Genomic DNA, 24,004 nt, shown 5'->3' on the forward strand with positions numbered 1-24,004 from the left:
ATAACAACTTAAATACTTATACAATTTCTATATATCTTTAGACTTCTCCACCTTCTGAACAAACATATCCTTTGGCATAGGTTTAGCATATAAATAACCTTGTGCATAATAACAATTAATACTCATTAAAAATTCTGCTTGCTCTATATTTTCAACACCTTCACAAATCACCTCTAAGCCCAAGTCATTTGCCATCTCAACTACTTTACTTATAATCTTCCCTTCTCCTTTAGAATTATCTAATAGAGATTTATCTATTTTTAAAATGTCTACAGAAACCTGATTTAGAAGATTCAAAGAAGAGTAACCTGAACCAAAGTCATCAACAGAAATAAAAAATCCAAGCTCTTTAATCTTTTTTATCATATCATTTGATATACTATCATTTTCAAACAAACTTTCAGTTATCTCAAGTTCAATTATATTTCTAGGTATATTATATTTAACAAGTATATTTTGTAATCTATTTATATAATCTTTTCTTTGAAAATGTGCTCTCGATTGATTTACAGAAATTGAAATTGGTTTAATTCCAGAATCCATCCAAAAACGAGTCAATCTACATACTTTATCCAATACAAAAAAATCAACATCTATAATTCCACCACTCTTTTCAAGTATAGGAATAAATTCTCCTGGATTCATAAAACCAAGCTCTTTATGATTCCACCTAACAAGTGCTTCTGCTCCAATAATTTTATTTGTTCTCATATCAAATTTAGGTTGATAATAAACTTGGAACTCCTCATTTTCTAATGCATAATCTATCCTATCAACAATCTCTTTTTCTTTTCTAAGATTTTCTCTAAGTGACTCATCAAAATAGACTATAGAATATTTACTTTCCTTTGATTTTCTTCTAGCAATTTCGGCATAATCTATCGCCTTAGTTACAGGAATATTCTCAGTTTCAATATTGTATACTCCAAAGTTAGGTTTGACTTTAATACTAAAACCTTTCACTTCAAAATATGATATATTTTCATTTATATTGTTAAGAACTAGTTCCAAATCCTTTTTAAACTCATATGGTAAAAGAAAAAGGAAATGGTCTGCTTTTACATGAGCTAATAAGGCTGTATCACCTATAATTCTTTTTAAAACTGAAACTATTTCTTTTATGATTATATCTCCAGAATCTCTACCATAATTCTCATTTATCACAGCAAATTTCTTTATATCAAAAGCAACCAATGCATAATACTTCTCTTTATGTTTCTCTAAAATTTTTGTTGTTTCTTTTTCAAATCCGTTATAGTTCCAAATTCCATTAATTGTATCTTTAAATGCTAAATCAAAAATATGTACTGAGTGTCTTCTATTAATTGCAATTATATAAAAAAGCACTGCTATTATAATTAAGAAAAAGCAAAAAGAAACTAAAACTGTCTGAACTGGATGCTGATGTACAAATTGAGACAAACTAGTATCATAATTTTGAAACATTGTATGCTTTGCAATAATTTCAGAACACTCATCCTTATTAAGTGAATTTATTCTTTTATCCAAAATAGAATATAATACTTGATTTGTATCTTGGTTAACACCTAAAGATATATTAGTTTTATAATCAGTAACTAAAATTGCTTTTAAATTATTATAATCTTTTTGTATATAATTTTCAGCAGAATATGTATTTATAAATGCTACATCTGCATCGCCTCTTTCTACTGCATTTATAGCTAAGTTTTCAGATTTATAACTTTTAATATTTGCTTTCTCATAACGTTTTTTGATATACTCATCATTAAATTTATCATTATCTACAACAGCAATATCATTAAATTCAGTATTCCTATAATTCTTAGTTATTGCACTGTAATTCAATTCCATATAAGGAGATGTAATTTTTATTCCATTCTGTTCTGCCCATCCATAATCAGAATTAAAAAAGCATATTACATCTGCTTTTCCCTCTTTTAACATATTAATTGAGTCTTTATATGAGTTGGTTTCTATATAATTTATATTCAAACCAAGGTCTTTAACAATTAAATTAAACATGTCTGATATTATACCATTAAATTTTCCATTGTCTAAATACGATAGTGGATATGATTCTGGCATGCTAACTACACGTATACTATTATTTCTTTTTAGATAATTATGTTCCTCTTTAGAAAGAATAAACTCATTTTGATTACTAGATTGATAATACTTACTATACAAATTAAACTTATATGCAGGATTATCCATTTCTATATCTTCTAGAGCGTTATTAACTTCTTGTAACAGTTGAGTATTACCTTTTTTTACAATACAATAAAATGAAGAAGGAGAAAATTGAGCAATTACATTTTCATTTTTAGCCTTTCTTAAACTACTAGTTAATATAGCATCTACTTTTCCATTTTCCAATGCACTTTCTAATTCTTCTTGGTTCTTGAAATATTTAGATGTATAATTAAAATTCTTTTCGTTTGCAAATTTTTTTAAATTTTCATTTCTACTATTACTATCAAGTAGCCCAATCACTATTCCATTAAAATTTTTATAATCATTTGGTAAATATTTTGAATTTCCACGTTTTACTGTAATGCGTGCATAACTACTTCCCATAGGCAATTCTGAGAAGTCAAATCTTTCTGCACGCTCTTTTGTATACTGTGCAGATGTAAGCAAATCAATCTGACCATTTTCTAACATAGCTTGACATTCTTCCCATGTACCAGATACATATTCATATGTCCAGCCAGTATGCTTTGCAATCTCATGAAGATACTCATATCCATACCCACTTCTATTTCCAGTTTCATTATACTCATGATACCCTTCAAACTCAAAAAAACCTACCTTTACAACGTGTTTTTCTGATGTAGCAATTGCTTGTATTGGGAGATACATAAATACTATACAGCTAATTAAAGACATTATAAAAACAATTCTTTTAATCGACACAAACCTGATTCCCCCCTTTATAAAGGTCTTTATTGAAATTACTTGTGATTATTTTCATAATAATACTACTATCCCACTAATTACATTATATTCAAAGTATACTTGTTTATATAATCATATATAAACACATATCCTTAATGATTACTTTAAATGTATACTTTCATATATAAAGTTTACATTTATTTTATTTCCAACAATTATATATGTATATTAGCACATACTTGAAAATTCAACAATAGTATTCAGCCAGTTCTACAGGTTATAATATTTCACAAAGATAGTAAAACTATATCAAAATTATGGAGCCAATAGTCTTAATTATATTCATAGATTATACAATTTTATCAGAAATAAATTTTTATATAACTTTGTTTAAAAAAGGCATATATTAAAGGTACTTGTAATTCTACAAATACAAGATTTGAAACAATAATTTTGTCAAAAGAATATAATATATTAGTTGTGTATGTAGTTTTTCATGTATTGACAAATATTTTTTTATGTATTATAATCTCATATAAATTAAATATCTCGGTAGGTGAGGCTACCATAGGGATACGGGTTGCTGCCGCAAAATAGTGGAGACACTATGAGAAGGTCAACAGTCTATGTCGATTCCAAGGCATAATCTAATGCAATTTCATTGCCCTATGAAGTTAAAGCTTGAACGATGATTAAATATTTTTACTGTATTATAAATATACTTAGGTTTTCTATGCCTTGGTTGTTTTTATTATAGGTTTAATTCCCTTGTCATTGTTTATGCTTTGATAAGGGATTTTTTAATGCTTATTTTAGATTTATATATTTTGAATTTTGGAGGTGAGAAGAATGGACGCAGGAAGTAGTAATAACATAAGCTCTGTTGAGCGAAGTAGTCACTTATTTGAAGAATTGTACTATTTTGTACGTCTCATTTCTTCTCCCTATTTTTAATAAATTTAAAACTAGTGATGTTTTTCGTCACAGGCTTATGTCTTTACTTCCTTATTTTAAAAATAGATAAATATTTAAGGAGGTCTCAGACATGATAAAAAAATTAAATAAAAAGTTTATTACACAAACTACATGTAATTCAACTTCAAAAGAAGATATACTTGATTCAGCTATAATGAACGACTCTATTTTATTAAATGAATATAGAAATTCTTATAGTGGTTACTCTGAAAAAATGGTTAATATAATGAGAAACAAGTATGGTAGTAATGAAATCACTCAAAAATCTAATAACTCAATGATAAAAAAATTTGTCAAAGCTTTTATAAACCCATTCACTATTGTACTTCTTATTTTAGCTATAATTTCTTTTATCACAGATGTTATTTTAGCAAATCCAACTGATAAAAATGCAACTACAGTCATTATCGTATTGACAATGGTAACTATAAGTGGATTGCTACAATTTATTCAAGAATCTCGTTCTGGCAAAGCGGCACAAGCCCTAAGTGATATGGTAAATACCACTATATCAGTTATGCGTGATTCTAAAGGATTAATAGAAATACCACTAAGAGAAGTAGTTGTAGGAGATATTATTCATATCGCTGCTGGTGATATGATTCCAGCTGATGTACGTATATTACAATGCAAAGACTTATTTGTTAGTCAATCTTCTCTTACAGGAGAAAGTGAGCCAATAGAAAAATTTTCTGATGTCTACAAAGGAACTACCAATAACATACTTGATTTAGATAATATTGCATTTATGGGCAGTAACATAATTAGTGGCTCAGCCATAGCCATTGTTATTTCAGTAGGTGATTGTACTATATTTGGTTCTATGGCTCAGCAAATAACAAGCAAAAAAACTGTAACAGGTTTTGAAAAGGGTGTTAACTCAGTTTCATGGCTACTTATAAGATTTATGTTTATTATGGTTCCAATAGTTCTCTTTGTAAATGGCTTTACAAAAGGTAATTGGATGGAAGCTTTTTTGTTTGCACTTTCAATAGCTGTTGGACTTACACCAGAGATGTTACCAATGTTAGTATCTGCTAACCTTGCTAAAGGAGCAGTTGCTATGTCAAAAAAGAAAGTTATTGTTAAAGATTTAGGCTCTATACAAAACTTTGGTGCTATGGACATACTTTGCACTGATAAAACTGGGACTTTGACTAAAGACAAAGTAGTTTTAGAGTATTCTCTTGATATTCATGGAAAAGAAGATAAACGAATTCTTCGACATGCATTTTTAAATAGTTATCATCAAACAGGACTTAAAAATCTTATGGATATAGCTATTATTAACCATGCAAATGATAATGGTATGCAAGAACTTTGGAGAGATTATACAAAAATTGATGAAATTCCATTTGATTTTAATAGAAGAAGAATGAGTGTAGTAGTTAAAAATAAATTTGGAAAAACTCAGCTTATCACAAAAGGTGCTATTGAAGAAATGTTGTCAATCTGTACTCATGTTGAGTATAAAAATGAGATTCAATTAATGACAGATGAAATATGTAAAGAAGTTATTGCAACAGTTTCTAAATACAATGATAAAGGTATGAGAGTTTTGGGAATTGCACAGAAAAACAATCCTTCACCTATAGATGAATTTTCAGTTTCTGACGAAAGTAACATGGTTTTAATAGGTTATCTTGCATTCCTTGACCCACCAAAGGAAAGTACATCTAGTGCAGTAAAAGCTCTACTTAAAAATGGAGTTGATGTAAAGGTTCTAACTGGCGACAATGATGCAGTAACAAAGTGTATTTGTAAACAAGTAGGCATCAAAATTGAAAATATCTTGCTTGGCTCAGATATAGAAGGCCTGGATGATAAAAATCTTGATAAAATGGTAGAACATACAAGTATATTTGCAAAGCTTTCTCCAGAACAAAAATCTCGTATAGTTGAATCGCTTCGCAGAAATGGACATATTGTTGGATTTATGGGAGATGGTATAAATGATGCTGCTGCTATGAAGGCATCTGATGTTGGAATATCTGTAGATACCGCAGTTGATATAGCTAAAGAATGTGCAAATATTATACTACTTGAAAAAGACCTTATGGTACTAGAGCAAGGTGCTATTGAAGGAAGAAAAACATATGCAAATATAATAAAATATATAAAGATGACTGCAAGTTCTAATTTTGGTAATATGTTCTCTGTATTAATAGCAAGTGCATTCTTACCATTTTTACCAATGTTACCAATTCAACTCTTAATATTAAACTTAATTTATGATATTTCATGTATAACTATTCCATGGGATAATGTAGACGATGATTATCTAAAAATTCCAAGAAAATGGGATTCATCATCTATAAGTAAATTTATGACTTGGATTGGTCCAACTAGTTCAGTATTTGATATTACAACATATATACTAATGTATTTTGTAGTATGCCCAAATGTATTTGGTGGAAGTTTTCATAGCTTAGATACTATAGGTCAGCTTGGATTTATATCTCTATTTCATGCTGGATGGTTTGTAGAATCTTTATGGTCTCAGACATTAGTTATTCATATGATAAGAACTCCACACATCCCATTTATTAAAAGTCGAGCTTCATGGAAATTAACTCTTTTTACAACAATGGGAATTGTGATTGGTACTATTATACCATATACATCTCTTGGTCATGCTATTGGTATGATGCCACTTCCAGGCATATATTTTATTGGATTGATTTTTACTATTTTATCTTATATGGTTTTAGTAACTATATTAAAAAAGGTATTTGTAAAAAGATATGGAGAATTATTATAATTAATACTATCCTTCATCTTAATAATATAAATTTTAATTTATTATGTTATCAAAGTGACTACATGAAAATAATTTTCTTGTTGACTATAACTATGTATTATGATAACATAACTTAAGTTATAATTAGTAAAATATATTTTAAATAAATAAGATGATACCAAAAGTACAAAGTACAGTTTAAATATAAATAAACTAGAATTAAGATTAGGATGTGAATAATTATGATTTATATAGAATTAGTTAAACTTGTTAGAAAACTTAACTCTACACAAATGTATACGATGAAGCGTTGTGTAGAGGTTAATCTGAAGGCTTAGAGCTTTCTATCTTCGTCGGCAAATATAGGTTAGTATAGTTTTTTCAGCTATGCTTATTTAAAATCGCCTATTTGCCGATAGATATATAGATTTTCTGGTCATAGACAACAATGCTTGTCTATGACCTTTTGTTTTTCCAAAAGCAGAGGTCGGCATTTTAGAATGCCTTTCCTCTGCTTTTTTTATTTTCATAAATTTTTTAATAAAAGAAAAGGAGTTTGAATTATGAGTTTATTAAAAGTAACTAATTTATCACAAGGTTTTATGGATAAGTCACTGTATGAGAAAGCTAACTTTGATTTATTCAAAGGTGAACATATTGGTATAGTTGGTCAAAATGGTGTAGGGAAAAGTACCTTAATCAAAATTTTATTAGGAGAAGTTATTCCAGATGAAGGAGAAATTAAATGGCAAACTAATATCAAAATCGGTCATCTAGACCAATATGCAGAAATTAATAGAGATACAACAATATCCCTCTATTTGCACTCTGCATTTGAAGAGCTTTATAAAATAGAAAAAGAGATGAATTTGCTATATCAAGAGAGCGCTCTGTCTGGAAATGAGCAACTACTAATTAAGGCATCAGAATATCAAGAACAACTAATAGCAAACAATTTCTACTCTGTAGACAATGAAGTTAACAAAATAGCAAATGGTCTTGGGTTAGATTCAATAGGAATGAATCGTGTAGTTGGAGAACTTAGTGGTGGGCAAAGAGCAAAAGTAATCTTGGCGAAACTACTACTTTCTAATCATGAAGTTTTATTATTAGATGAGCCAACAAACTTTTTAGATAAAGAACATGTTGAGTGGCTTTCAAGTTATTTAAATACATTTGCTGGAGCATTTATTGTAGTTTCCCATGATTTTGACTTTTTAGAGAAAATCTCTACAGGCATTCTTGATATAGAATTTGGTATGATTAAGAAGTATCATGGAAAATACTCAGAGTTTCTTAAACAAAAATCACATTTAAGAGAGGATTATATTAGAAGATATCAAGCACAACAAAAGAAAATAGAAAAAGAAGAAACATTTATACGTAAAAATAAAGCTGGAGTAAATTCAAAAATTGCAAGAGGAAGACAAAAACAATTGGATAAAATAGAAAGAATAGCTCCTCCTAGCTTTGTAGGAAAACCAAATGTTCAATTTTCAGAGATTGAAATATCTGCTCAAAATGCTCTTACAGTTACCAATCTTGAAGTCGGCTACTACTATTCTTTGCTTCCAAAACTAAATTTCTCTGTTGATGGAGGTCAAAAAATAGTTATAACTGGATTTAATGGAATTGGTAAATCAACTTTGTTAAAGACATTAGTTAAAGATATTCCTTGTATCGCTGGAAGTTTTAAGTTTTCAGAACAAGTTAAAATTGGTTATTATGAACAAGATTTAAAATGGGAAAATCCTACTAAAACACCACTTCAAATAGTGGCAGATAAGTATCCAAAATTTAATACAAAAGAGATTAGACGTCACCTAGCTAAATGTGGAGTAAAAGAAGAGCATGTTTCAAGAAGTGTATCTACTCTAAGTGGTGGTGAACAATCTAAGGTTAAATTATGTTGTATGATGTTATCTCCTTGCAATTTTTTGATTCTAGATGAACCAACCAACCATTTTGATGCAGAAACAAAGGATGCTTTACAAAATGCCTTGAAACAGTTTAAAGGAAGTATCATACTAGTATCCCATGAAGAAAAATTCTATAAAGGTTGGATTGATAAGGTATTTAATATAGAAAAACAATTAATATAAATCTATCTGTAATATTGTTTAATCAATACTTCAATACATGTATTAATCTTTTGGCTGAAGTTTCATTGCTAAGAAACTTAAAAAATAAGAATCTACTAGATTATAAAGTCTATTACTAGAATACAAATATTAATAGGCACTCATAAATAAGTGCCTATTAATATTAAAATCCATTCTAATCAACTCTATTTACAAGTTTATATCCTAGACCTTTAGCTGTTATAAGTATTTTAGGATTTGAAGGATTATTTTCAATTTTTTCTCTTATATGACGTATATGCACCATAATTGTATTATCACAGATGCTACTATATGCCCCCCACACTTGTTCATATAATCTTTCTTTACTTATAATTTTATTTACATTTTGAGCCATATAACTTAAAAGTTGATACTCTCTTCCAGTTAACTCAATTTCATTTCTATCTTTATAAACACGACTTCCTTCTGTGTCTATAGTAATATTCCCTAACTTAATAAATACATCGTCTGATGGTATAATACTTTGGTATTGTTGTCTACGTAATTGAGCTTTAACTCGAAATACAACCTCTCTTGGGCTAAATGGCTTCGTTATATAATCATCCCCACCACTACTAAGACCAAGTATTTTGTCAATATCATCATCTTTTGATGAAAGAAAAAGAATTGAACAGTATGAGAACTCCCTAATTTTTTTACACACTTCTATTCCATCCACATCTGGTAACATTATGTCAAGAATAATGACATCTGGGCATTCTGTCTTACATAAAGAAATAGCATCTAAACCATTGTAGACTTTAACAATATTTTTAAAACCATCATTTATAAGTACTTCTTCAATTAAATCTATTATATCTTTTTCATCATCCACGAGTAATATTTTTTTATTAAAGTATGTCTCCATTTTAAAATCGCTCCTATAAAGAGTTCTTATTTTTTGTCTATTTCATCCCTCTCACTCCCTATGTTCTGCTTAAAGTATATTCAAATAATTAAATAAAATCAAGTATATATCTCTATCGATTAATGAAAACTATTTACTATATGCATGTCAATGCATATTTCACAGTATAATTCGATGTTTCATAAATATGTCAAATTAAAGAATATAGGATAAATGAGTAAAATATTGTATCATCCTACTATGTATGAAAATTTTATTTATAAATTCACCTTTTTCTGGACATGTCTACCCTACCTTGGGTTAGTAGAAAATTTATATTTATCCCTTTACACCACAACTTGAAATATTAGAAAAAGCAGATGTTTTTATTACTCATGGTGATTTAAATAGTGTTATGGAATCTCTTTATTTTGGAGTTCCCATGGTGGTTAGGCTAAATGATATACAGTTAAAAAGATATATGTTAACTATGATTATTCTTATATTTATATATAGTTATACTTATTCTTATATTTATATATAAAACTAACTGTTAAAAATAAGGTTAATAACTCAGCAATTGGTACCGCTAGCCATATACCATATATATCAAATATATTTGGTAATATCAGCAAACCTATAGTTATAAAGCCAAACGTACGTAAAAAAGATAGTATTGCAGATATTTTTCCATTTGATAGTGCTGTAAACATAGATGATGTAAAAATATTGAATCCACAAAAAATAAAACTAAAAGAAAATATATAAAATCCAGACCTTGCAATCTTATAAACATTACTTCCTCTTTGAGAAAAAATCTCTACTAAACTTGGTGAACATATCATAGAAAACACAAACACCAATAAAGAAGCTATTGATATAAATAACATACAAATTTTAAAAATGTATTTTAATTGTATATTATTTCTACTTCCATAATTATAGCTTATTATTGGAGCAACTCCCATTGAAAAACCTATATAAATTGAGGTTAAGAGAAACTGAGAATAAATAATTATTGTAATAGCCGCAACTCCATCTTCACCAATCAACTTCATCATTATAATATTAAATAAAAAAGTGGTAACTGCTGTGGATAATTGACTTACCATTTCAGATGAGCCATTAAAACAAGTCTCAAACAACACTTTCTTATCTATTTTAGGTATACAAAATCTAAGTGCCCCATTACTTTTTGAAAAGAAAACTAACCCTGAAATAGTAGGAATCAAATATCCTATACCAGTTGCAAGCGCTGCCCCACCAAGACCCATTTGTAATGGAACAATAAACACATAATCTAAAATTATATTAGTACACCCTGCACCTATTACTAACCATAATCCAAACTTTGGTTTTCCAGCTGTCACAAATAGACTTTGAAATAATACTTGTAATATGTTGGCAAAAGCGAAAATCAAAATAATAAGAAGATATGAGCGACAATATTTAATCAAAATCTCACTTGCTCCTAACCATATAATAATATAATCCATAAATACAAATCCAATACCAGTAATTATCATCCCAAGTACAACTCCAGATAATACAATTAAAGTAAAAACCTTATTTGCTTCATCAGTCTCACCGCTTCCCATCTTACGAGCTACTATAGCACTCCCCCCAGTAGCAAGCATCGTTCCAAGTCCAACTATAATATTAATAATAGGACAAACAATATTAATTGCTGATAAAGCATTTGTATTAACAAATCTTGATACGAATATAGTATCAACAATTGTATATAATCCCATAAAAACCATCATAAAAATAGTGGGAAATGCAAATTTTAATAGAGAAAACAAATTAAATCTTTGTGCAAGTAAATTATCCTTCGCATGAAGATTATCTTGTTTCCGATTTTCTGAATAAGATATATCACTCATTCAGGTCATTCTCTTGTGCATTACTTATATTTAAAATTATATCCAACCTATTAGACATTAAAGAACCTCCTTTCTCCATAAAGATTATATCTAATTCCTTGGATAGATTTTTAATTAATCTTGCTATTATACGTTATCATAATATCTAAAAATAACTCCTTATCCTTTACTCCAAGCATTTTATGATTTTAATCACTAACACTTGTTTTTATTGTTTAGTATCACATGAAACCTGTTTACTTATAAACATTCATATAGTATCTTTTTTCAACTTTTTAGAAAATATATGTATCAGTACTTCTTCAATAGCCGAGATACTTGCTACAACACAAATAATACTAGTAAACAAACTTATGTTAACCAGATTATAAAATAAAGGCAAACAGAACAACATAAATCCAGATATTTTATTTCCATATGTGTGTAATATAAAAAATGTATTGTATTTATAAATTACTATAATTATTGATGTAATACGAATGATAGCAATTACTACTACCCATAACACTATATACTTTGGTATATTTATTATGGGAAATATAATAACAGATGTGGAAATTACAAAACATATATCTGCTATGCTATCAAGCCTTGAGCCAAATTCACTTGTTAGATTCATTCTTCTAGCTATATATCCATCTAAAAAGTCACTTAAGCCACAAACAATATAGATTATAAAAAATAAATTAGAGAATACTTCTGTTTTAAGTAATACTATTGATAAAATAACTCTAAATATAGTAATAATATTTGCTATATTTTTAATTCTCATCACCTCAAAGCTGTAAAGTTATTAACTACTTGCACTTTTATAATGCTTCATACCTAACTTCCAAAATCTCCACATAAATAATGTAAACAAGAATACAATTAAGATTGAATATATCAATCCATTCATTGTTATTGTTCCTGACAAAATTTGAGTTGGAATTGTTGACATAATTCCATATGGTAAAATTAAATAGAATAATAATTTAAAAACACCTTCATATATTACTCCAGGAATTTTCATGTTCATTGGTAATAAATTATCTTCTAGTCTCATTATAGCAGAAGATGATATAACAAAAAATGAAACTGTTCGAAGTATAATACCTACATCATAGAAAAGCAATACCATCAATAATACCATACAGATATACATTATTATCGTGATATAAGTTATCTTTGGATTTAATTCAGATACCCCATATAAAACTATAAGTATACTTGCCAAAATTAATGGAGATGAACCAATATTAATGTTTTCAAATGTCAATCTAAATAGTGGGTCTATTGGTTTTGTAATATAATAATCTAACTCTCCTTCTTGAATCTTCCTTGGAATATCATAAATACCAAAACAGAAAATTGTCATATTTATTGCATTTATTAATGAAAAAGTTCCTATAAATATTAACATCTCTCCATGTTGCCAACCTCCTATTGAGTCTATATGAGAATATATACCATTAAACATTAATAGTTGTAATATAAATAGTGAACTATCTACAAAAAATGCTCCAAAAAAATCAAATCTAAATACCATCATCTTTGATAATTTCATCCTTAATAACATAAATATTATTTTAAAATTTTTTTTCATCATATACCCACCCCATCAAATAGTGTTCTCATTCTTTTATACATGATTTTATTCACTATAAAAAAGAACAAAACCCATAATGATATAATAATCAAGCCTTGTACTGCCTCATTGCTGTTTCTTCCTATTAGTAACATAGATGGTAAATATGTTGTATAATAAAATGGAAATACCTTCATGACTGTTACTAAAACTTCTGGTAAAAGTATAAGTGGTATCATTGTTCCTGTAACAAATTCAGATATATTTTCAATTATCATTCTAAAAAAACCAATCTCAAGAAATTTAAATGACAAAATACCAATAAAGAAATGGAGTTGCATCATAAAAATAAGCCCTAAAAAAATCATTAAGATTGAAATTACTATTTGAACTGGATTAGATGTAAAAGCAAAATCCAATTTAAATATGAAAATCCATACAAAAGCAGAAATCATGTTAAATACAAAATAGAAACATGTCATTCCAAAATTTTTAGCAATAAAATAATTTTGAACATTAATTGGAATAATCATATATTTTGAAAATGTACCTAGTTTTACACGATTACATATCTCTTCACTAGTACTCTTTGACATATCAATACCTGATAAAAATGAGCTTATTATGTAATAAGACAACATTGAATTAAATGTAAAACCAGAAACTATTTTATTTTCACCAAAAACTGCTTTCCATAAGATATAAGCAAATAAAATTTTTATAATAGTAAACATCATATTAACTACTACATCAAATCTCCAGATAAGTTGTACTTTAAAATTAATTTTGGCTACTTCATAATATCTTCGGATATTTTGTTTAAATTTATAAAACATTGAATGACTAGAATATACCTGATTATAGTTACTCACGATACTCCTCACTTCCTTTCTTATATATTCTCTCTACAATATTACCTATATCTTCTTCTTCAATTATCACGTCCTTGACATCATAATTATCAAAAATCCATTTAACAGTTTCATTTCCTCTTTCTTTTGGCATAACTACTGATATCTTATGCTTCGTTTGCTCAATGATTTTACAATCTTTAGGAAATTTAATATCAGCTTCATCAGTGAAACTAACTGTTATTTTTTTATATTTCTGGAAATGATTAAACAATTCTTCTGTAGAGCCATCATATATTTTATGACTATTTTCTACAACAATACTTCTACTACATAGACTCTTAATATCCTCCATATAATGAGAAGTAAGTATAATAGTAGTTCCCTTTGTTTCATTCACTTTTTTTAGAAAATATCTAATTTGTTTTTGTGCTACTGCATCTAGACCTATTGTTGGCTCATCTAAGAACAATATTTTAGGATTATGTAGAAGGGCTACTATTAATTCCATTTTCATTCTCTCCCCTAAAGAAAGCGTCCTAACTTGAACGTTTAGATACTCTGATACATCAAATAATTCGATAAAGTAATCCAAGTTTCTTTTATACTCTTCATCAGATATATCATATAACTCTTTAAATAAAAGAAATGTATCTGCTGGTGTCAATTCAAAGAATAATTGACTTTTCTGTCCCATAACAATAGCGTACTGTCTTTTAAAGCTATTTTCCAATTTATTAGGATAATAACCCATAACAGATATATCTCCAGAAGATGGTGAAATAATACCAGTTAGCATCTTAACAAGAGTGGTTTTACCAGCTCCATTTTGACCTATTAATCCAACAAATTCTCCTTCCTCCACTTTTAAATCAAATGATGATATAGCTGTTTTCTCTGTGTATTTCCTGTTAAATAAAGATTTTACACTTCCCATAAGCCCTGCTTCTTTCTCAAATCTTTTATAAGATTTAGTCAGCTGCCTAAGTTCAATTATACTCATTTCAACTACCTCCATATTTTATAATTTATATAAAAAAAGCCCACAGGTATATCTGCCTTTTTCTGTGCATGTATTGACCAGCACAAAAACAGAAAACTCCTGTGGACTAGAAAAGTTAATACTTTCTATTTCAACATAATTATAACCAAAATAATACTATGCAAAATTAATAAAAGCGTAGCAGATTAAAGCCTACTACACCATAGTTTAACAAAGTAATATATATTTCAAATACTATCTGTTGTCATATGTCAGTTATCTATAAAGGCAGAATAAGACACACAAATTAAATGTATCAAAAATACACTTAAAAATTCTGCTTATACAGAATATATGCGTCTCCAACTATTTAATTGTTGGTTACCATTATATAACTCCGACATCAAGGCACTCCTTTCATAGTATCATTATTGACATCATATCATAAAGATTATTTATGTTCAAGTATAGATTAAAACTCTAATTCATTTAGATTTATTTTATTTCTTCATAGTTAAATTCAAATCTAATTTACCATTTTTCTTCATAGTTTTAAAATGTAATACTTCTATTAAATTGATTACTTTACTATAATAATTTTATTATAAAAAACATACTTCTCTTTACACATGATGCAATTTATTTAGTTCTATATTATAATATTGTAATAATAGTTTAATTTATAATACACTAAAACTATAAACTGCAAATCTTAAGGGGGTAATCCATGGAAGATAATACAATACAAAAAACATTAAATGATTTATCAAAAAAGATTTGGCATATTTATGTTTTAAATCCAGAAGAAGAAGGTATTAAATTTATTATTTCCTTATTAGATGATAACCTTACATTAATTGGAACAGGAAAACATGAATTTTATGAATCATTAGAAGAATTTATTATGAATCTTAAAAAAGACCAAAAAGAATCAGAACAGATAGACTTTAAAATTATAGATGAATGGTATTCATGTGTCAAAGTCACAGATGAAACTTTTATCGTATATGGAACTCTTTGGGTTATAGAAAAAGATTATTTAGAAAAAGATGTTTATATAGAAATGGATACTCGCTTTACAATAGTATATAAAGTTACAGGTGATATAATTAGAATTATACATGTACACCATTCTATTCCAAATTTTGACCAAATGAAAGATGAATATTATCCTAAAACTATAGCTGAAAAAGCACAAGAAGCATTAGCGATGGCACATGAGTTTAAGCAAAAATCAGAAAAAGACCTCATGACTGGACTATATAATCGACATTTTTTTGAAGTACATATAAAAGAAATGCTTGAAACTGTTTCACATGGCTACTTTTACATTTTTGATTTGGATAATTTCAAACAGGTAAACGATATATTTGGTCATATTCGAGGAGATGAGATACTAATACATTTTTCAGAAATTTTGACTAAAGTATTTATCAATGATGCTATTATCGGAAGACTTGGTGGAGATGAATTTGCTGTTTTTGAATATGGCAATCAATCAAAAGAGGATGTTGAAAATAAAGCAAAAAAGGTTTTAGAATTGTGTTCTAGTAGCAACGCTTGCTCTATAGGTATATCTAGATTAGAAAATAATTTAGATACATTTCAGTCTTTATATAAACAGTCAGATTATGCTTTGTATTATTCAAAAAGAAATAATAAAGGAAGTTTTAGTTGGTTTTAGCACTAAATATATTCAAATATATAAAGTAACATCCAAAATGGTATACTCTTATATGCCATTTTGGATACTTATATAAAATTTATTACTATTCTAACTCATACCTTTTAAAACAAATACTCTTCACAAAATTTCATATGATGTATATACTAATGAGCAAATGCAATGAATAGTCTTTCTATTTGACTTTAGTATAACTCATATTTCTTTCTATCTATCCTTCTAAATAATTGATTCTATTCGCTAGTGACTTAACACTAAGAAACGAAACTATTATTGAAAATATTGTAGTGGCAATTGTTGGTATCATTGTAAGAGGTGAAAGAGATAAAATATTAGTAACTAAAGCACAAAGTATTACTGCTACCACAATTGCTGTTGGTACAGATTTAAGCTTGAACCCGACTGACATTGATATTGCTGAAAATCCTCCTGCTATAATAGCCATCATCAATGTTATAAAAATAGACTTACTTATTATACTAATTGAAAGGCTATCATTAACAATTGGAAAAACTGATTCACTTAAGAAAAAAATAACAAACATGAGTAAATTACTCAAAATCATCCCTCCAACAGTAAATAAAGTTACTAATAAGAATTTAGAATAAAATACCTTTTTTCTTTCAATTGGATAAGAAAATAGTAACATAGCTCGTTTGCCGATATATTCATCAATAATAAATCGTGAGTGCATCACAGAGCCAAGTACACAAAAACATGCCATATTTATAGAACTAGTAATAGATAGTATACCTATATAATCAAAAAATTCCCCATCTGAACCTATCATAGACATATATGCAAACATATATAGCATACAAAAACTACACATAGTAATGATTCCTGTAGCTATTAGATAAATTTTAACATTGGTACGCCTTAATTCTAATCTCATCAAATTATTCATATGTATTTCCCCCATTCATAATATTAAAGAAATACTCTTCTAACCCCTCTGGAAATTTTTCCTTAATAGACAATAAAGTAATTTCTTCCACAATACTACCATTTACAATCACACCAATAATATCTGCTATATACTCAATTTCACTGAGAATATGGCTAGATATTAGAATAGTCATATGTTCTTCTTGAACAAGTCTTATAAAAAGTTCTCTCATTTCTCGTATTCCCATTGGGTCTAGACCATTTATTGGCTCATCAAGTATTAAAATACGTGGTTTATGAATAATCGCTCTAGCTATCCCTAATCGTTGTCTCATTCCAAGAGAAAATTTAGATACAGGCTGTTTCCCTATGTTAACAAGCCCTACATCATTTAATGTTTTTTCAATATTAGCATCAATACAACCCATATACTTAAGGTGTATTTCCAAATTTTCTGTAGCAGAAAGATGGTCATAAAAAATAGGAGATTCAATCATACATCCAAGTTGTTTCAATATCTTGTTATGGTTTTCACCAATATCTAAACCAAGAATATTTATTTGTCCATAAGTTGGATTTAATAATCCTGTTATGAGTTTAAAAATTGTTGTTTTTCCTGCACCATTTGCTCCTAGAAACCCATAAATTACGCCCTGTGGAACTGTCATATTACATCTACAAATAACTTCTTTCTCACCAAAAATTTTGGTTAAATTTTGAACATTAATAATTTTATTATTCATACTAATATCTCCTCATGTTTTAATTAATAGATACTTCTTTTCACTCTACATTCGGTTATCAAACATAAACACCAACATATCTCCACATACAGTTATATAAATTAACTATTCTTATATAAATCTATAACAGTCATCATATTGACTATTATAGATTATCACAGGCTCAGAATATTGTCAACATGATGACTATAATAACATATTTAAATAATACAATAAATTAATTTTGCCACCAAGGCCTCATTAAAGTAATAAGTTGGTGACAAATCTAACATGTTAATAAATTTAATTAATGAAGATTTTGCAACCCCTGATGAACCAAGCAGAGCCATATTACCTGATAAATGTTTTTTTCCTGTGAGATAATACGTGCAATATACAAATCATTATATTCGATACTCTGAGTGATAAAGCTACTATCTAGACCATATTCCTGTAAATCAATCTGTTTTATATCATTCATTTTTCATCCTCCTAAAAATAAACATCTTATGCTTTACACTAAATCTCAGTTCTTTTTAAAATCTTTTATGAGACTTAGCTAATTTACTAAGTTCAGTAATATTCACTTTTATTACATGAATATCTTGTATTTTATACAAAAAAAGTCCACAGGTATTTATATCTGCCTTTTTATGTGGTATATATTTACCTACACAAAAACAGAAAACTCCTGTGGACTAAAAAATTTAATATTTTCTATTTCAACATAATTATATTCAAAATAATACTATGTAAAATTAATAAAGGTGTAGCAGATTAAAGCCCACTACACCACAATTTAACAAAGTAATATATAATATTATTATTTGTTGTCATATGTTAGTTATCTATAAAGGCAGAGTAAGACACAACAATTAAATGTATCAAAAATACACTTAAAAATTCTGATTATACAGAATATCTATGTCTCCAACTATTTATTTGTTGGTTACCATTATATAAAACTCTGACATCAGGCAAAACTCTCCTTTTATAATAATATTATTGCTATTTTACCATAAAATATTTTTATATTCAATTACAATTTAATATACCCAGACATTTAACTTTACCTCTTTTTTACTATAAAGGTCAAAACAAATTCTTATTTTTAGCTATACTCTACTATAAAAACTCTATTTAGTTTTGTTTTTATTACTATCTAATACTACTCCTATAACTAACCCAAAAGATAGACCAATAGCTAAATTTTTAAATATTAAACCCAAAATAACACCAAAGCATAATCCCAATCCCAAATAACTTACGTTCTCATCTTTCATGTCTCTTAATCTCTCCTATCCATATTATATTAAAATAATCTATATTGCCTTTTAAAAGTGCATCTCTTACATTCTTAAATTTTATAAGATTACGAACTTTATTCCTTAATTTATCATTTTAAAATTTTAATTTATAAACTAAATTTGCCACCGAAATTAAATTACAGTGGCAAATACAATATATCATCTATATAAATATTACTATTTCTTGACTATCTTAGCTACAGTTTCCACATGTGTAGAATGAGGGAACATATCTACAGGCTGAACCTCAACACATTTAAATCCATGCATATTTAGATAATCTAAATCTCTCGCTAAAGTAGAAGGATTACAAGAAACATAAACAATTCTCTCAGGATTCATTGAAACAATAGTTTCTAGGACTTTTTCGTCACATCCCTTTCTAGGTGGGTCTACAACTACAACATTAGCAGTTTTACCCTCACTATACATCTTAGGTACAACCTCTTCTGCCTTACCAACATAGAATTCCGCATTATGTATGTTATTTAATCTAGCATTTATCTTAGCATCCTTTATAGCATCTTCTATAATTTCTATACCATAAACTTTTTTAGCCTTTTGTGCCAAAAATAAAGATATTGTACCTATACCACAGTAGATATCAAAAACAGTATCAGTATCCTTTAGATTTGCATACTCAAGAGCTTTATCATATAATACTTTAGTTTGGACAGGATTTACTTGGAAAAATGATAATGGTGAAATCTCAAACATTAAGTCGCCTATATAATCATTTATTTTTCCATCACCATAAATAACTATATTTTCTCTTCCCAAAATAGCATTTGTATCTTTCTGATTTACATTTACAACCAAAGTTTTAAAACCAGGTATATTTTCCTTAAGTACAGAAGCTAATTCTTTAAGATATGGAAGTTTATTTCCATTAGCCACTAATACAACCATCACTTCTTTAGTTGTAAAACCTATTTTTGTTACCAAATGTCTAATTAATCCTGTATGAGTCTTTTCATCATATATACTCACTTTATAAGCTCTTATATATGTTTTTATTATCTTAACAATTTTGTCATTTATCTCATGTTGTATTACGCATTTTTCTGTCGATATTACATCATGAGTCTTCTTTTTATAAAAACCAATAATCGGGACACCATCATTCTTTTGTATTGGAAATTGTGCTTTATTTCTATATCTATATGGATTCTCCATTCCTATAGTGTCATGAACTTCTACATCTTCTAACTTACCTATTCTAGTAAGTACTTGCTTAACTTCATTCGTTTTCATTTCAAGCTGCTTATTATAATCTAAATCTTGTATCTGACATCCTCCACAATCCCTAAGATTATCATTACACACTCTTTTTACTCTAAATGGAGATTTTTCTATTATCTCAACAATATCTCCTACAGCATAATTTTTCTTTACTTTATTAATCCTAACTTTGACCTTATCTTGTATTAATCCGCCCTCTACAAAAACTGTAATACCATTGTACTTTCCTACTCCTACTCCGCCTTGTCCAATGTCTACTATATCTACAATATACACCTCGTTTTTCGAAAGCATAAATCACCCTCCAATCAATCTATTATATTTAAACCTTTACAAACTTTTTGCTTTAAATTTATATTAAAATATTGCTATTAACTAAACTATATTTTTTACTAAGCTACAATATTTTATTTTACCAAAAAAAAAGGAGCTTATAAAGCCCCTTGATAAATAAATTTATTATTTTTCCTATAAAACTCTAGTTGAACCTCTATATACCACACCTCTTGATGCATCCACAGTTACAACATCTCCATCTTTTACTAGATTTGTTATATCTGTAGCAGACACGATAACTGGTATATCTAAGTTTATACCTACAATAGCTGTATGTGATGTCATTCCACCATTTTCCGTTACTACAGCTCCTGCTTTCTCTATATAATTGTTCATTTCAGCATCAGTAGTAGTAGAAACAAGTATGTCTCCTTCATTGAAATCTATACAAGTCTCACCATTCTTTACTATACGAACTTTACCTTCAACTGTTTGATTACCTACACCTATACCTTGAACAATTTCTTCACTTATTACATGTACCTTTATTAAGTTAGTAGTTCCACTTACTCCTACTGGTACTCCAGCAGTTATAACTACTAATTCTCCATTATCTATATAATCTGCTTGTCTAGCTGCTTCTATTGCTTTTTCTATAACTTCATCTGTATTTCCTGCAACAGAAGATTTAACTGGATAAACTCCCCATGTAAGAGCTAATTTATTCATAGTCTTTTCATTATTTGTAGTGGCTATTATTGGAGATTTTGGTCTAAACTTAGATACCATTCTAGCAGTGTATCCTGAAGAAGTAGATGTTATTATAGCTGATGCATTTAAATCTACTGCTGTTGTACAAGTTGCATGACTTATTGCATCTGTTACAGTAACATTGTTAGTACCATTTTCCTTTAGTAATCTATCATAATCTAAAGTTTCTTCTGTTCTTTTTGCTATTGTAGCCATCATTTTTACTGCTTCTACAGGATATTTTCCAGCAGCAGTTTCTCCAGATAACATTATCGCATCTGTTCCATCATATATAGCATTAGCAACATCTGTAACTTCTGCTCTTGTTGGTCTTGGATTTCTTATCATAGAATCAAGCATTTGAGTTGCAGTTACAACTGGTTTTGCTAATTCATTACATTTTTTTATCATCATTTTTTGAACTATTGGCATCTCTTCAGTAGGTATTTCAACACCTAAGTCACCTCTAGCTACCATTATACCATCAGAAACCTTTAATATTTCGTCTAGGTTCTCTACACCTTCTTGGTTTTCTATCTTAGATATTATTTGTATATCAGTTGCATTATTGTTCTCTAGTATTTCTCTTATCGCTAGTACATCAGATGCCTTTCTTACAAAAGAAGCTGCTATATAATCTATACCTTGACTTATCCCAAACTCTATATCGCTTATATCTTTAGGAGTTATTGCTGGTAAATTTATCTTAACACCAGGTACATTTACTCCTTTATGATTTTTAACTATTCCCGAGTTTTCAACAATACAAACTATATCTTCCCCATTTATTTCTTTTACTCTTAAACCAACTAGACCATCATCTATTAATATAGAATCTCCTGCTTTAACGTCTTCAGCAAGTCCTTTATAGCTTACTGTACACATTTCTTTAGTTCCCATAACGTCTTTCATAGTTATAGTAAACTTTTGTCCTTCTTCTAAAAGTACCTCTGGGTCTTCAAAATTACCTGTTCTAATTTCTGGACCTTTAGTGTCTAATAATATAGCAACTGGCTTATTTAATTTTTCTCTAACTTTTTTCGCCATATCTATTCTTTCCTTATGCTCTTCATGAGAACCATGAGAAAAGTTAAATCTACACACATTTAGACCATTTTGCATAAGTTGAGTTAAAACCTCTTCACTTTGTGATGCTGGACCTAGTGTACAAACAATTTTTGTCTTCTTTACATTATTTAACATATTTGCTCCTCCTGAGATATTATTCCACAGATTTATTTTTAATACTAAAACTTATATAGATAATATTTTTGCCATCTCATAAGCTTCTTTATCAAATACTTTCTTTTGAGCTAAAGCTTCACTTATTTCTAAATCAATTATCTTATTTTCTTTTATTCCTACAACTCTAGCTGATTTTCCATCCAGTAATAATTCTACTGCTCTTACACCAAGTCTACTTGCTAGTATTCTATCAAATACAGTTGGGCTTCCTCCTCTTTGGACATGACCCAATACAGTTACTCTTAAATCTGCTCCTGACTCTTTTTTAAGTTCTTTTTCTAAATCGCTAGCACTTCCGACTCCTTCTGCTAGAACGATTATACTATGTCTCTTACCTCTTTTTTGAGTAGTCTTTAGTCTTAAAGCAACTTCATCCACTTTAATTTCTACTTCTGGTACTATTATAGTTTCAGCTCCCCCTGCAAGACCTGCATATAGAGCTAAGTCTCCACAGTGTCTTCCCATTACTTCAACTATATTAACTCTTTCATGAGAAGATGATGTATCTCTTATCTTACCTATAGCATCTATAATAGTATTCATTGCAGTATCAAATCCTATAGTATAATCTGTATATGCTAAATCATTGTCTATAGTTCCTGGTATACCTATAGCTGGAAATCCTAAGTCACTAAGTTTTTGAGCTCCTGTAAATGAGCCATCTCCACCAATTACAACTAAACAATCAATTTTATACTTTTTAAGAATTTTTACTGCTTTTAGTCTACCTTCTTCTGTTTTAAATTCTTCACATCTAGAAGATTTTAATATAGTTCCTCCTCTGTGTATGATATCTCCAACAGAAGATAAGTTCATTTCAGTTAAATCTTCCTCTAGTAATCCCTTATATCCTCTATTAATTCCATATACTTTGCATCCATAATATATTGCTGACCTTACAACCGCTCTAATCGCAGCATTCATTCCTGGAGCATCTCCTCCACTTGTTAGTAATCCTATAGTTTTCATTTTTTACCTCCTTGGATTTTATGTCAATTTTTTATTATAATCATTGTTATTGTATGTTAATGGACTTTTT

Annotated in this window: 18 protein-coding genes and 1 riboswitch; of the genes, 4 read left to right on the top strand and 14 right to left on the bottom strand. The window is 28.4% G+C overall.

Annotation, left to right across the window (positions count from 1 at the left end; translation table 11 throughout):
* Positions 1–27: 27 nt before the first annotated feature.
* Positions 28–2,898 carry an EAL domain-containing protein gene (locus Q3287_RS03420; protein WP_407963529.1) on the bottom strand — a complete coding sequence of 957 codons (2,871 nt, stop codon included), beginning with the start codon at positions 2,896–2,898 and terminating at the stop codon, positions 28–30.
* Between the two features lie 523 nt (positions 2,899–3,421).
* Positions 3,422–3,580: riboswitch (M-box (ykoK) riboswitch) on the top strand.
* Positions 3,581–3,925: 345 nt separating this feature from the next.
* On the opposite strand from Q3287_RS03420, the gene mgtA reads away from it, so the two are divergent.
* Both mgtA and Q3287_RS03430 read left to right on the top strand, forming a co-directional pair.
* On the top strand, positions 3,926–6,616 hold the full coding sequence (gene mgtA, locus Q3287_RS03425) for a magnesium-translocating P-type ATPase (RefSeq protein WP_407963530.1): 2,691 nt from the start codon (positions 3,926–3,928) through the stop codon (positions 6,614–6,616).
* Between the two features lie 542 nt (positions 6,617–7,158).
* Positions 7,159–8,697, top strand: a complete 1,539-nt coding sequence (locus Q3287_RS03430; protein WP_054277690.1) for an ABC-F family ATP-binding cassette domain-containing protein — start codon at positions 7,159–7,161, stop codon at positions 8,695–8,697.
* Between the two features lie 175 nt (positions 8,698–8,872).
* On the opposite strand, the gene Q3287_RS03435 is transcribed toward Q3287_RS03430, so the two are convergent.
* A complete protein-coding gene (locus Q3287_RS03435; protein WP_407963531.1) occupies positions 8,873–9,586 on the bottom strand; it encodes a response regulator transcription factor in 714 nt (237 codons plus the stop codon).
* Positions 9,587–9,902: 316 nt separating this feature from the next.
* Here Q3287_RS03435 and Q3287_RS03440 point away from each other — a divergent pair, with 316 nt between their 5' ends.
* Complete coding sequence (locus Q3287_RS03440) at positions 9,903–10,109, top strand: glycosyltransferase (RefSeq protein ID WP_285891449.1); 207 nt, start codon at positions 9,903–9,905, stop codon at positions 10,107–10,109.
* Here the strand turns inward: Q3287_RS03440 and Q3287_RS03445 are convergent.
* The 5 genes from Q3287_RS03445 to Q3287_RS03465 form a co-directional block, all read right to left on the bottom strand.
* Positions 10,072–11,451: an MATE family efflux transporter gene (locus Q3287_RS03445; RefSeq protein ID WP_407963532.1), complete on the bottom strand. Its 1,380-nt coding sequence runs from the start codon at positions 11,449–11,451 to the stop codon at positions 10,072–10,074. The two genes, Q3287_RS03440 and Q3287_RS03445, sit on opposite strands and share 38 nt — an antisense overlap.
* Before the next feature lie 250 nt (positions 11,452–11,701).
* Positions 11,702–12,223, bottom strand: coding sequence for a CDP-alcohol phosphatidyltransferase family protein (locus tag Q3287_RS03450; protein ID WP_407963533.1), 522 nt, complete (start codon positions 12,221–12,223; stop codon positions 11,702–11,704).
* Between the two features lie 21 nt (positions 12,224–12,244).
* The gene (locus tag Q3287_RS03455) at positions 12,245–13,039 is read right to left on the bottom strand and encodes an ABC-2 family transporter protein (protein WP_200908125.1); all 795 of its coding nucleotides are present in this window, start codon (positions 13,037–13,039) and stop codon (positions 12,245–12,247) included.
* On the bottom strand, positions 13,036–13,890 hold the full coding sequence (locus Q3287_RS03460) for an ABC-2 family transporter protein (protein ID WP_227832164.1): 855 nt from the start codon (positions 13,888–13,890) through the stop codon (positions 13,036–13,038). Before Q3287_RS03460 ends, Q3287_RS03455 begins: the two co-directional genes overlap by 4 nt.
* The gene (locus Q3287_RS03465) at positions 13,883–14,872 is read right to left on the bottom strand and encodes an ATP-binding cassette domain-containing protein (protein ID WP_407963534.1); all 990 of its coding nucleotides are present in this window, start codon (positions 14,870–14,872) and stop codon (positions 13,883–13,885) included. The genes Q3287_RS03460 and Q3287_RS03465 overlap by 8 nt, the downstream gene beginning before the upstream one ends.
* Positions 14,873–15,578: 706 nt before the next feature.
* On the opposite strand from Q3287_RS03465, the gene Q3287_RS03470 reads away from it, so the two are divergent.
* Positions 15,579–16,535 (top strand): diguanylate cyclase domain-containing protein, encoded by a 957-nt coding sequence (locus Q3287_RS03470; RefSeq protein ID WP_054277694.1) that lies wholly within the window; start codon positions 15,579–15,581, stop codon positions 16,533–16,535.
* Positions 16,536–16,746: 211 nt separating this feature from the next.
* Here Q3287_RS03470 and Q3287_RS03475 read toward each other — a convergent pair whose 3' ends face one another.
* From Q3287_RS03475 to pfkA, 7 genes are all read right to left on the bottom strand, one after another.
* Positions 16,747–17,442, bottom strand: a complete 696-nt coding sequence (locus Q3287_RS03475; RefSeq protein ID WP_054277695.1) for a hypothetical protein — start codon at positions 17,440–17,442, stop codon at positions 16,747–16,749.
* Entirely contained in the window at positions 17,435–18,166 is a 732-nt protein-coding gene (locus tag Q3287_RS03480; protein ID WP_407963535.1) for an ABC transporter ATP-binding protein, read from the bottom strand. The genes Q3287_RS03475 and Q3287_RS03480 overlap by 8 nt, the downstream gene beginning before the upstream one ends.
* A gap of 286 nt (positions 18,167–18,452) precedes the next feature.
* Positions 18,453–18,626 carry a hypothetical protein gene (locus Q3287_RS03485; protein WP_235701917.1) on the bottom strand — a complete coding sequence of 58 codons (174 nt, stop codon included), beginning with the start codon at positions 18,624–18,626 and terminating at the stop codon, positions 18,453–18,455.
* A 655-nt stretch (positions 18,627–19,281) separates the two neighbouring features.
* Complete coding sequence (locus Q3287_RS03490) at positions 19,282–19,428, bottom strand: hypothetical protein (protein ID WP_167640151.1); 147 nt, start codon at positions 19,426–19,428, stop codon at positions 19,282–19,284.
* A 201-nt stretch (positions 19,429–19,629) separates the two neighbouring features.
* Entirely contained in the window at positions 19,630–20,988 is a 1,359-nt protein-coding gene (rlmD, locus tag Q3287_RS03495; RefSeq protein WP_074179246.1) for a 23S rRNA (uracil(1939)-C(5))-methyltransferase RlmD, read from the bottom strand.
* Between the two features lie 174 nt (positions 20,989–21,162).
* On the bottom strand, positions 21,163–22,923 hold the full coding sequence (gene pyk, locus Q3287_RS03500) for a pyruvate kinase (protein ID WP_054271840.1): 1,761 nt from the start codon (positions 22,921–22,923) through the stop codon (positions 21,163–21,165).
* A gap of 51 nt (positions 22,924–22,974) precedes the next feature.
* The gene (gene pfkA / locus Q3287_RS03505; RefSeq protein ID WP_054271841.1) at positions 22,975–23,934 is read right to left on the bottom strand and encodes a 6-phosphofructokinase; all 960 of its coding nucleotides are present in this window, start codon (positions 23,932–23,934) and stop codon (positions 22,975–22,977) included.
* Between the last annotated feature and the right edge of the window lie 70 nt (positions 23,935–24,004).

Source organism: Clostridioides sp. GD02404 (genome assembly GCF_045898275.1).
In the GTDB taxonomy this organism is placed as follows: domain Bacteria; phylum Bacillota; class Clostridia; order Peptostreptococcales; family Peptostreptococcaceae; genus Clostridioides; species Clostridioides difficile_A.

Excerpts from the sequence above, each read along its gene's own strand:
- mgtA (WP_407963530.1), top strand. The coding sequence starts at position 3,926 with ATGATAAAAAAATTAAATAAAAAGTTTATTACACAAACTACATGTAAT.
- Q3287_RS03430 (WP_054277690.1), top strand. The coding sequence starts at position 7,159 with ATGAGTTTATTAAAAGTAACTAATTTATCACAAGGTTTTATGGATAAG.
- Q3287_RS03435 (WP_407963531.1), bottom strand. The coding sequence starts at position 9,586 with ATGGAGACATACTTTAATAAAAAAATATTACTCGTGGATGATGAAAAA.
- Q3287_RS03445 (WP_407963532.1), bottom strand. The coding sequence starts at position 11,451 with ATGAGTGATATATCTTATTCAGAAAATCGGAAACAAGATAATCTTCAT.
- Q3287_RS03450 (WP_407963533.1), bottom strand. The coding sequence starts at position 12,223 with ATGAGAATTAAAAATATAGCAAATATTATTACTATATTTAGAGTTATT.
- Q3287_RS03455 (WP_200908125.1), bottom strand. The coding sequence starts at position 13,039 with ATGATGAAAAAAAATTTTAAAATAATATTTATGTTATTAAGGATGAAA.
- Q3287_RS03465 (WP_407963534.1), bottom strand. The coding sequence starts at position 14,872 with ATGAGTATAATTGAACTTAGGCAGCTGACTAAATCTTATAAAAGATTT.
- Q3287_RS03470 (WP_054277694.1), top strand. The coding sequence starts at position 15,579 with ATGGAAGATAATACAATACAAAAAACATTAAATGATTTATCAAAAAAG.
- Q3287_RS03475 (WP_054277695.1), bottom strand. The coding sequence starts at position 17,442 with ATGAATAATTTGATGAGATTAGAATTAAGGCGTACCAATGTTAAAATT.
- Q3287_RS03480 (WP_407963535.1), bottom strand. The coding sequence starts at position 18,166 with ATGAATAATAAAATTATTAATGTTCAAAATTTAACCAAAATTTTTGGT.
- Q3287_RS03485 (WP_235701917.1), bottom strand. The coding sequence starts at position 18,626 with ATGAATGATATAAAACAGATTGATTTACAGGAATATGGTCTAGATAGT.
- Q3287_RS03490 (WP_167640151.1), bottom strand. The coding sequence starts at position 19,428 with ATGAAAGATGAGAACGTAAGTTATTTGGGATTGGGATTATGCTTTGGT.
- rlmD (WP_074179246.1), bottom strand. The coding sequence starts at position 20,988 with ATGCTTTCGAAAAACGAGGTGTATATTGTAGATATAGTAGACATTGGA.
- pyk (WP_054271840.1), bottom strand. The coding sequence starts at position 22,923 with ATGTTAAATAATGTAAAGAAGACAAAAATTGTTTGTACACTAGGTCCA.
- pfkA (WP_054271841.1), bottom strand. The coding sequence starts at position 23,934 with ATGAAAACTATAGGATTACTAACAAGTGGAGGAGATGCTCCAGGAATG.